Origin of the sequence: Pseudoflavitalea rhizosphaerae (assembly GCF_003991355.1) — a bacterium.
Lineage (GTDB): Bacteria > Bacteroidota > Bacteroidia > Chitinophagales > Chitinophagaceae > Pseudobacter > Pseudobacter rhizosphaerae.
Genome location: NZ_RCSU01000008.1, coordinates 132,450 through 143,115 on the forward strand (window position 1 = coordinate 132,450; position 10,666 = coordinate 143,115).

Consider the following 10,666-nt stretch of genomic DNA (forward strand, 5'->3'; position numbering starts at 1 on the left):
TTATTGGTACTATGCTCTCCCACTGGCTTCCACAGCCTGTTCCAGCGCTTCGTTAAAATGTTTCTCCGAGATCAGTTCCTCCAAAGTGAAATGCATGCGGTATTTCCAGTAGTGACCGGTAATGGCCGGGATATTAATGCGCTCTTCATCGGGATTATCCCGACGAAGTTTCTCATCCATACCCAGCAGGTCCTGCAACTGGAAGATGGCCCACATGGCCGGCGCCTGCAGGTGTTGCATCACGATGGCTTTGTTGATCCAGGGTTCGCAAAAATACGGCGCCTCGCCCCACTGTTCCAATTCCTGTTGAAAGAAATGTTGTGTGCGTACATGGTCTTCTTCCCACCAACCCCTGATGGTGCTCATATCATGCGTACTGGGTGTAACCACGGAGAGATAAGGCACGGCGGGCAGTCTGAGGAATTCACGGGCTGCTTCCTTGGGCATACGTTGTATTTCGAGGCTCAGGATACCGAGCTGTTTCATCGCGTCGGGAACGCAATGGGGCACCATGCCAAGGTCTTCTCCGCAGATCAGCATATTGGTACTGCGTTTGAGCGCAGGTAGTTTTTTCATGGCTTCATCCATCCAGGTTTCATCCTGGCGATGGTAGAAATAGTTCCAATACAATTCCTGTAATTGTTGCTGCGTGTAACCATCGAGGTGACGGAAGCTGGTGATCTGGTCCATGGAGATCCTGAAATGAAGACCTTCACCGTTGGAGCCTGGATGTTCAAAGAAGATCACATTGGAGATAAGATCATAAAGCCCCTGTTTGATATGGAGATTGTCTTCCGATGCTTCGCGGTTATTGAAATGGTCCTGCACCTGTTTTTGAGTGCTGAATTCCGGCAGTAGTTCATAGTTTCCATCACCTGTGGGTCGAAGGTATGTACGGACCTTTTCATGGTTCGGTCCGAACAGTTCCCAGAGTACGGCATCTGTGATATAAGGTCTGCAATAACGGTTATAGTCAAACGCAATATTGCGCTGGTGCAATTCACTCACTTTTACCGGTAATGCGGGTGAGAAAGTACCCATAATACCTTCCACGGCATGAACGGGAATGCTCCAGATGCGGAAGAAGCCGAGGATATGATCGATGCGGAAAGCATCGAAGTAATTGCCCATTTGCACGAAGCGGCGATGCCACCATTCAAAATCATCTTCTGCCATGCGCGCCCAGTTGTAGGTGGGGAATCCCCAGTTCTGTCCTTTTACGGCAAAATCATCCGGTGGTGCGCCTGCCTGCTGGCCCATATGATAGAGCTCGGGCTCCATCCAGGCATCGCAGCCATAACGGTATACGCCGATAGGTATATCACCTTTGAGGATCACGCCGTGTTTGTGGGCATATTCCGCTGCGTCTTTCAGTTGCAGGTGCAGATGGTACTGCGTGAAATAATGAATGGCAACCTGGTCGAAATGCCTGGCGGATGGCGCCACCAGTTTCTGAATGGCGGCCTTGTCGTAAGTGCTATGCGTTTTCCACTGGTTGAAATCGACGGTCTTGTTCTTGTCGCGCAGGTAAGAGAAGGCGGCATACGGAACAAGCCAGTGTTCATTGTCTTTGAAGAAAGCGAGATAGTCTTCGTTCTGCAACCATTCTTCCTTCTGCAAAAAGTAGAGTTCGCGGATGGCGCCCAGCTTGTATTTCATCACTTCTTCATAATCCATATCAGGCAGTGCATTAAGCTCCTGTTGTTTTTTCTTCAGTGGCTTGATGATAGCTGTGTATTTCTTTCCGGCTACTGCGGATAAATTAAGATAGAGCGGATGCAATGCAAAGGCGGAGATGGCTGCATAAGGATAGGTGTCTATCCAGGTATGTGTAGCGATGGTATCGTTCACGGGCAGGATCTGGACCAGTTTCAGTCCACACCTGGAAGCCCAGTCGGCCAGCAGTTTCAGGTCTGTGAACTCCCCGGTGCCGAAAGAATTCCTGCTGCGCAGGCTGAATACGGGAACAGATACGCCGGCCCCTTTCCAGTTGTTGTTGAGGATATGTACAAATCCATCATGCGCCAGTGTAAGCTGGTAATTGTGCGCATCGCCAAAGAGTGAACGGTTCTCCCCTGTTTCGAACTGTACAAAATGGTCCTCTTTGGTATTGTACACTCCGTATTTGTAATGAAGCGGGAATTCATCTTTCGGGATATCAAGCTTGATTGTCCACCAGCCATTCTCCAGTGAAAGCAACAATGATTTCTTTTCTTCCCATTCTCCGGTACTGATGCTGCTGCCGGTAAGGCAGATCACTTCGTTCTTTTTCAGCAACGGGGCTTTCACTTTGAAAACATGACTGAAATGTTTCGGCCATTTGCCCCGTTTCCTGGGTTTGTTTCCTGCCAGCAATACATTTTGAAAAGGCGCGGTGTAGAACGCATTCTCAAATTCGCCTGCATGGTTCCAGGTGTCCACTACCTGCACTTCTTCCAGCTGTGCGGAGTGGATGTCCAGCACACGGTCCTCTCCCCATTCCATTACATGGTGGCCATCATCGTTGAGAAGGATGTATTTGTATCGGAGGGATGAATTTTTCTGAAGCGGGATATCAATGGTCCCATGCCAGAATTCATCATTCAGGTAAGTGAGCTGAAAGGCATTCGTAATCGTGTCATTTCCCAGTGCTTCAACATTTCCCGTTACTGCCAGTTGCTGTCCGAAACGGGTATGGAAGCGGATATAAAAGTGAATCTTCATCAATGCAGTTTTTTCACAGCAGACATAGTTTGAAAAGGAAATATGTATCCTCCGGAACTCGTCCACTCAGCGAATTTATTACAAAGTGTAATAATTACACAATATAGTTTTAAAGGATTCCTGATCAGGGATTTTCTGGACTAAGGTTTATGAAGTACGGCGGGGTGCGGCTGACCAAAAAGAGCTATTGAGTTTACCCGGGGAGCAGTCGCTCGCCTCCCGGCGAGTGACGGATATTAGTTCGCCTCCGGCGAACACTGTACTCGCCAGAGGCGAGCCAATACAAGTTACTCGCCTCCCGGCGAGCAACTGCCGACACCCTGCCTTTTTAGTCAGCCTCACCCTGAAAACGGTTTTGAACATTTTTTAGGGTGGGTATGGATGAAATTAATCTAAAACGCGAATAATTAACCCTTTCCCCTTATTTTTGCACAAATTTTTTAGAACATGACAAGGTCCGCAAAACAAAAAGGCATTTACTGGATTCTGTTTTTCTTATTTACTGCCCTTTTCCTTTATGCTACTGTGGTTCATCCCTGGGAGTACCTGACAATGATCCTTCCTTTCGTGTGCACGTTCTTCGTGTTGGCTATGGACATCATTTGAGTTTAATTTTCAACTTCTTTATACAAATCGAATGCCCCGCCTTATGGCAGGGCATTTGTGTTTTTCTTATGTTCCTTCAAGTAAATCACTTTTCAATGTAGATCGATTGCTTGAGTTTCACCGCTACATTCTTATCGAGGCGGATGGCGGGCGACCAGCGGGGCATTTTCTCAAAAGCTTCCGCCAGGCGGTAATTGATCTCATCATTCCCTCCTTTCAATACTTTCACTGCATGGGTTGCGCCTGCAGTATCGATCACGAATTCCATCATCACGTATGCTTTTGATTGCCCCTCTTCGAGGTACTCACTCATTTCGCTGCTCAGTTTATCGATGAATGACTGGAATTCCTGGTTACCTCCTGGAAATACGGGCAATGAATTCACGGTGTTTGCAATCTCCCCGGTATATTCTTTCACGATGCGCGCCGGTCTTTTCTTCTTCACAGGTTTCGCATCTTTTTCAACGAGGGCCGGCATTTCGTTTTCCATCCGGTAGTTTCCCTTCTTGTTTACGGAAACAACGGGGATCTGATGTGTCCGGTTGAAGTATTCATAAACATCACTGAGTTCTTCAGTCATCATTTTGTATTCGGGGTATTCCCTGAGGTACCTGGTCAGGTAGTCCACACTTTTCTGATTGTTGAACTGGATGGGAAAAATATGCACGGGAATGAAATCCTGTCCCTGTCCACGGGCCAGCGAAGCCAGCACATAAAGCTCTTCTATCTGATCATCATTCACGGGAATGCAGCCTGTTGTAACGCAGCTGCCGTGAATATAGATATCACCGCCTGGCTGGAGGGAATCGGAAAGTATTTTATCTGAAGCATTGGGATAATTGAGGCCCAGGCTCAGGTGATAATTACTTCTTGGATTGAATTCGTTGATATAGTAAAGGCCTTCGGGCACTTGGTAATCGCCCATCATACGCTTGGGTCCGAGTGTGCCGGCGAGTGCGCAGACCTTATAGGTTTTGAAGAGTTTGAATTTTTCAGTGTATTCGCTTTTCACCCATACTTCAAGTTTACTGTCGTACTTGAAGGAGCGCACATACATGAATTTGAAAGGCCATTTCAGGTCCTTCGCCTGGAACTGCTTCATCAAAGTATCTTCCTTGCGTTTCCAGGCGTCGCCGGAACGGGGGAAAGATTTTTGGTATTCAACAAAGTTGAGGGAAGAAGCAGATGCCTGCGATCTTGCTGTTCCGTGGAGAAACAGGGAAGCTGCTACAATCAGAAGATATCTCATGGTTCTAAATCGCACGGTTGAATAACGTTTTCAGGCCCGGTATATTTTAGGAAAATGGTTGGGTCGGGTAAAATTAACAAATAAAGAAAAGCGAAGGACAATCGTGGTTGTTAACATTGTGGAAAAACAAGGCCGTTGCGCACTGTGGTGGCAACGGCCTGAAGAACTTGGGGCCATTGAGGCTGATCGTCTGCTCAACACTCAATCGCCCCGATTGAACAAGAATCAGAGATTGCCCCTGAGTTCCTGTTCGCGCTCAATGGCTTCGAAGAGAGCTTTGAAGTTCCCTTTGCCGAAGCTTTTGGCGCCTTTGCGCTGTATGATCTCAAAAAAGAGGGTTGGTCTGTCTTCCACTGGTTTGCTGAAGATCTGGAGAAGATATCCTTCATTGTCGCGGTCCACCAGGATACCAAGCTCTTTCAGCGGCTCGATGTCCTCATCGATCTTTCCTACTCTTTCTTCCAGTTCATCGTAATATGTTGTTGGCACTTTCAGGAATTCCACACCGCGGTTGCGGAGGTCGTTCACGGTTGTGACGATATCTGCCGTAGCAAGCGCCACGTGTTGACAACCTTCGCCGTCATAGAATTCCAGGTATTCTTCCACCTGTGATTTTTTCTTTCCTTCTGCGGGCTCATTGATGGGGAATTTCACGAAGCCGTTGCCGTTGCTCATCACTTTACTCATCAGTGCAGAGTATTCGGTGGAGATATCCTTATCATCGAAGCTGAGGATATTCCGGAAGCCCATTACATCTTCATAGAAGCTCACCCATTTGTTCATCTGGTTCCAGCCTACATTGCCTACACAATGGTCAACATACAAGAGACCTGTTGGAGGTGGATTGTAAACGGTGTTCCAGGCTTTGTATCCGGGCATGAATGCGCCGGTATAATTTTTCCGCTCGATGAAGAGGTGAATGGTTTCTCCGTAAGTGTGAATGCCACTCATCACTACTTCACCGAATTCATCTTTGCTGCGGGTAGGCTCCATATAGCTTTTTGCGCCGCGTTTGGTGGTCTCTTCCCAGCTGCTGGTAGCATCATCCACGCGGAGCGCCAGCATTTTTACGCCATCACCGTGTTTGTAAATATGATCGGCGATCTCGTTGTGGGCGCGTAACGGTGTAGTGAAAACGAAAGTGAGTTTGTTCTGGCGAACTGCATAAGACGCACGGTCCTTCACTCCTGTTTCAGGACCTGCATAAGCCAGGCTTTGAAAACCGAAAGCGGTTTTATAATAATGAGCGGCCTGTTTGGCATTGCCCACATAGAATTCTACATAATCCGTTCCCTGCAATGGCAGGAAATCGATATTGGTTTCATTATTGTTATTAACCGCAGTAAGCGTTGACATAGTTAAATGTTTTTGATCTGCAATAAATGAATGGTCTGCAGGAGACCGGCAATAATTCAGTTGGCGTAAAAAGAGAAAAGTGGAACAGTTGGTAGTTCCCGGTGCAGTTATTATTCTACGGGCGCTGTCATGGCAAGCGCCTCCATCAACAGGCAGTAGTTGTGGCGCTTATCGTCGAATATCTTATGCGGATAGTCTGGTCGCATGCAGATACAAAGATAAAGTAATTCATGTGCAATTTCCAAGCGGAGTGTGGCAGTCGCTCGCCTCTGGCGAGTGACCTGTATTTGTTCGCCTCCGGCGAACACCGTGTCGCCGGAGGCGACGGAATAGAAGTCACTCGCCGGAGGCGAGCGACTGGGCACACGCTGAGTTTTTTTCAACAGCGCCTCTATGCCTTCACGAAATCGCTGACCAGGTAGCTGATGAGCTTGCCGGTGGATTCATCTTTTCTGCCATCTTCCATCCTCGTTGCGCCTTCACAAATATGCAGGTAGGCAGGTCTGCCGCTGGCTGCAAACAGAGAAACGTACTGGCGGGCGTGCAGTGAATTCAGACCGGCGGGCGTTGCTGCGCTGGACAAAACACCTTCGATGCTGTCCAGGTCCAGCTCCACTCCTGTTGGCTGATCTTCCATGAAGTCCAGCGCATCGGCGAGCGACTGTACGAATGTTCTTTTTTGCCTTATGAAGATATCCTCGTAAGTGATGCAGTCGATGAAAGGATTGTTCACGATATCCATCCACACATTCTGCGGTAGATAATTCTCATGGAGTCCCACGATACAGTATTTCTGCAGGTAGCCATCTTCTTCTGCATAGCGGAACCCGTTACCACTGTGGCGGCCTTCGGCGGGCCTGTAATCGGAATGTGCATCCAGGTTCACGCAATTGATCTGCGCCAGCGGAATGATGCCAGCCTTGTGCAGCCCTTTGGAAGCGCCTTTCAACATCGGGTAGGCATTATTGTGACCTCCGCCGATTGCGATGGGGATTTTGTTTTGGGCAGTGATCACTTTCACTATTGCTTCTACCGCATCATCAATGGCGCTCACGGCATGACGATAAGCATTCAGGCTCTCTTCCTCGTCGTGTGCATTATTCTGGATGAGCTGGTGAAGATCTCCGAAATCAAAATGCCCCAGCACCAGGATATTGTCGCCAATCAGGAAATCATTACTCTGAATATTGAGAAAGCTGCGGAGGAATGGTTGCCAGGAGGATTCCGTTCCTCCTACTCCCCTGTTGGCTTTTACACCAATATCTTCCGGAATTCCGAAGAGCACGAATTTCGCTTTGCTCTGGCCCAGGTTGGTTTCCCAGTGCTGATCCCCGGCCAGCACTTCCACACATTCGCCCAGCTTGGTTTCAAAACGCCTGATCTTTGTGTACTTGAGAATTTCAGCTTTGTCGTAGAACTCGAAGTGTTTCATATGCTAATCGTTTTTCCGGAATTGAAATCAGTTGTTCGTGATGCGTTTTCTTGGCCTGAAGAAATCCAGCGGATGCGTTCTGAAATATTTCCAGAGGATCTGCAGGAATTCAGGGTAATCACGCAAATGTATGCCTCTGGACCTCACGGCCACGATAAATGCCAAAGAAAAACTTACCAGGAAATTCAGGAAGCCGATGAAGAGCACTCCGATGAACACGGTAAGCAGGAATTTTCCATTGATGCTTTCCCATCCCACTCCGTAAAATCCCAGCGAGGTATTGGCAGCGGAGATGGTGATATGGCGGATATCGAATGGAACACCGAAGATATTACCGATGATGGCGGCAGTGCCCAGGAAGAAACCCAGTGAGATATTGCCTACCAGGCTACCCGCGTGATGATTGAGATAGGAGGCAATGCGCTGCAATCTCTTTGGAGCGAAATACAATCTCAGCACCGGGTGCTCCACCAGTCTTCTTTCTATTTTTCCATAATTCATTTTATTCTGAACGTATCCGGCAATGATGCCGCTGATGAAAAGGAACACGCCTGTGTTGCAGGCGTAGAGTAGTGAAAGGCTTTGCAGGGGATGCTGATCAATGAGCATTTTTATTCCTTCTTCCCTGCCCACCAGCGGATGCCCGAAACAAATATCAAAAAGCCATGCCATTATAAAGGTGACGGGAAATACGATGATGAGGTTACCGATGAAACTGGCAGTCTGACTTCTGAATACTTTGGAAACTGTAACTGCAAGGTTATAGAGATTCGGTTTCTCATCTTTCTTTGTATCCAGCGAACCGGCCACAGCGCTGGCGGTGAATGCGGGCTGTTTGGTAGCGAGCGTTGATTTTGTTTCTTCGATGGCAATGAAGCCCACACTGTAATTGACGCTGTACACAAATCCCTGCCAGAAAGGAGCCAGTGGCAGATGATGCAGTAATGTTTTGAATATCGCTACAAACACGATGATCAGTCCGCCGAACATGGCGCTCACCATCATGGCCCAGTATTCTTTGGGTGACGAGGTGATGTATTTTCCTCCCTTCTTGCCTTTGTGCTCGGCAATCTGATAAGCTACATACCCGGTGGTTTGTGAAAGGAATTCCCGGAGACTGTTCTTACGGTTCTCGTAGCGCACTACGGAATGGAAGAGGTCTACAAAACGTGTGATATTGATATGCTCGTCCCCGTCCACTATATCCAGCAGCAGCTCCATGCGGGTCAGCTTCTGTTCAATCTGGAACAGGATGAACGTTTGTGAGAGACTGGTGCCTTTTTCATTGGTGCTGCTCCGGATGCCATCCACCAGTTCACGGGCTTCTTTCAGTACGTCCCTGATGCGGACGGATAATGTTTTGATCTGATCAACAGGCGCTTCATTGATCAGCAATTCACGCAACTCATAGATCAGGAACTGTTGTGTTTCGAATGGATTTTCTGCCTGCATCCATTTCACATTGGTATTGGTGATGATCTCTTTCTCCCAACCGAGCTGTGCTACACCGGCACCGAGTATCTGCAGTGAAACCATCGCCTGGTTGATGATCGCAGGCTCATTGGAACTGAGAGGCAGTTTGATGAGCTCGAAGAACTGGATCCATCTTTCGCGGGGAATGGATTCCACCCAAACGTAATCGGCCTTTTTATAGAAGATGCGGTCCAGCAGGTAGAGAAAATCGTTATGGTCCTGCAATGCAGGCAGGAACTTATGTTTGAGCCTTGCATAGAGCTCACGGCCAACACCCCGCGAAACAGTGATGCCGCTTTCCGTGAACATGGGCACCAGGTTACTGTTCACCAGCTGGGCGATCATGGCCGTACGCAGCGCATTGAGCGATGCGGGAAACTGGTACAATAAGCGGATGACGGTGGAAAAATTATGGTCTGTCTGTTCAGTTGAGTCCGATGGTTTCGGACGAAGTAAATTAACAAAGGATACAAGATAGTTCAGTGCGCCTTCCCTGTCCCTGACCGACACTGCCGGACTGTTTTCGAGGAAGGCATATACGGGGTCTGCTTTCTTTTTCTTTTTAAACGCCATGCTATCGAATTACATTAACTGATCCAGTTACCTTCCAGCATTACCCTGCTCACCAGTGGCGAACCGAATGCATAGGGAAGATAAGCTATTGACGGCACAGAACGCGTTAAAAGCAAATTAGCTTTTTTACCAATGGTGATGCTGCCCAGTTCCTGCGCCAGTTCCATGGCAAAGGCGCCGTTCAGCGTGGCTGCATTGATGGCCTCCTCCGGCAACATGCGCATCTGGATGCAGCTCATTGCGAGCACCAGGTTCATGTTTCCGCTGGGTGAAGAACCTGGATTGAAATCGCTGGCCAGTGCAATGGCGCAGCCGGCATCTATCAGTTGCCTTGCCGGCTGAAAGCCCATGCGCAAAAAGAATGCAGCTGTAGGTAATAATGTTCCGATGGTTTTGGAAGCTGCCAGTGTTTTGATGGCGTACTCATCCATCGTTTCCAGGTGGTCCACGCTAATGGCGCCAAGCGCTACGCCTACCTGCGTTCCGCCGGAAAGGTTCAGCTGGTTGGCGTGGATCTTGGGTTTGAGTCCGTATTCCATTCCGGCTCTGCAAATGGTGGCTGTTTCTTCAGGAGAAAAGAATCCCGTTTCGCAGAACACATCAATATAGTCGGCCAGTTTTTCCCTTCCGATCACAGGGAGCATTTCATTGATGATAAGATCGATATATCCCTGGTGGTTCTCTTTGAATTCAGGAGGATAGGTATGAGCGCCGAGGAAGGTGGATTTTATTGCAAGCGGGGATTTTTCCTTTAATTTTTTTATTACACGGAGCATCTTCAATTCGCTCTCTACCGTTAAGCCATAGCCGCTTTTGATCTCTACTGCTCCTGTGCCCTGTTTGCTGATCTCTTCCAGTCTTTGCCAGGCCTGGTTGAAAAGCTCGTCTTCGGATGCCTCTCTCAACCTGCCGGCAGAGTTCAGGATCCCCCCTCCCCTGGCCGCGATCTCTGCATAGCTGAGGCCGCGTATCTTGTCTACAAATTCATTTTCCCTGCTACCTGCAAAAACAATATGTGTGTGGCTGTCGCACCAGGCTGGCAGCACCAGTCCACCTTTTGCGTCCACCAGCGCTTTTACGGAATTGTAGGCTGAAGGCAAGTTGTCCATGGAGCCGTAGCCGGCAATGGTATCGTCTTCCACCAGCAGCCAGGCATTATGGATACAGGGCAGTTCTGCCAGGTCCTTTCCATATAACAAATGAGATTCCTTACGCGTATTGACGAGTATCCTGATATTGGTAAAAATGGTGCTGGCCATGCAGGTTATTTTACC

At 48.4% G+C, this 10,666-nt stretch carries 6 protein-coding genes; all 6 read right to left on the reverse strand.

Annotation, left to right across the window (positions count from 1 at the left end; all coding sequences use genetic code 11):
• Positions 1–9 precede the first annotated feature (9 nt).
• Positions 10–2,703 (reverse strand): 4-alpha-glucanotransferase, encoded by a 2,694-nt coding sequence (locus D9Y29_RS15175; RefSeq protein WP_127129640.1) that lies wholly within the window; start codon positions 2,701–2,703, stop codon positions 10–12.
• A gap of 691 nt (positions 2,704–3,394) precedes the next feature.
• Entirely contained in the window at positions 3,395–4,558 is a 1,164-nt protein-coding gene (locus D9Y29_RS15180; protein ID WP_127129642.1) for a L,D-transpeptidase family protein, read from the reverse strand.
• A 225-nt stretch (positions 4,559–4,783) separates the two neighbouring features.
• Positions 4,784–5,914, reverse strand: a complete 1,131-nt coding sequence (gene hppD / locus D9Y29_RS15185) for a 4-hydroxyphenylpyruvate dioxygenase (RefSeq protein ID WP_127129644.1) — start codon at positions 5,912–5,914, stop codon at positions 4,784–4,786.
• Between the two features lie 391 nt (positions 5,915–6,305).
• Positions 6,306–7,346, reverse strand: coding sequence for a formimidoylglutamase (locus D9Y29_RS15190; RefSeq protein ID WP_127129646.1), 1,041 nt, complete (start codon positions 7,344–7,346; stop codon positions 6,306–6,308).
• 27 nt (positions 7,347–7,373) lie between these two features.
• Positions 7,374–9,392 (reverse strand): site-specific recombinase, encoded by a 2,019-nt coding sequence (locus D9Y29_RS15195; protein WP_127129648.1) that lies wholly within the window; start codon positions 9,390–9,392, stop codon positions 7,374–7,376.
• Between the two features lie 14 nt (positions 9,393–9,406).
• Positions 9,407–10,651 (reverse strand): imidazolonepropionase, encoded by a 1,245-nt coding sequence (gene hutI / locus D9Y29_RS15200; RefSeq protein ID WP_127129650.1) that lies wholly within the window; start codon positions 10,649–10,651, stop codon positions 9,407–9,409.
• Between the last annotated feature and the right edge of the window lie 15 nt (positions 10,652–10,666).

Bases quoted from the DNA above. Each gene is read 5' to 3' on its own strand.
- D9Y29_RS15190 (WP_127129646.1), bottom strand. From the start codon at position 7,346: ATGAAACACTTCGAGTTCTACGACAAAGCTGAAATTCTCAAGTACACA.
- D9Y29_RS15175 (WP_127129640.1), bottom strand. From the start codon at position 2,703: ATGAAGATTCACTTTTATATCCGCTTCCATACCCGTTTCGGACAGCAA.
- hppD (WP_127129644.1), bottom strand. From the start codon at position 5,914: ATGTCAACGCTTACTGCGGTTAATAACAATAATGAAACCAATATCGAT.
- hutI (WP_127129650.1), bottom strand. From the start codon at position 10,651: ATGGCCAGCACCATTTTTACCAATATCAGGATACTCGTCAATACGCGT.
- D9Y29_RS15195 (WP_127129648.1), bottom strand. From the start codon at position 9,392: ATGGCGTTTAAAAAGAAAAAGAAAGCAGACCCCGTATATGCCTTCCTC.
- D9Y29_RS15180 (WP_127129642.1), bottom strand. From the start codon at position 4,558: ATGAGATATCTTCTGATTGTAGCAGCTTCCCTGTTTCTCCACGGAACA.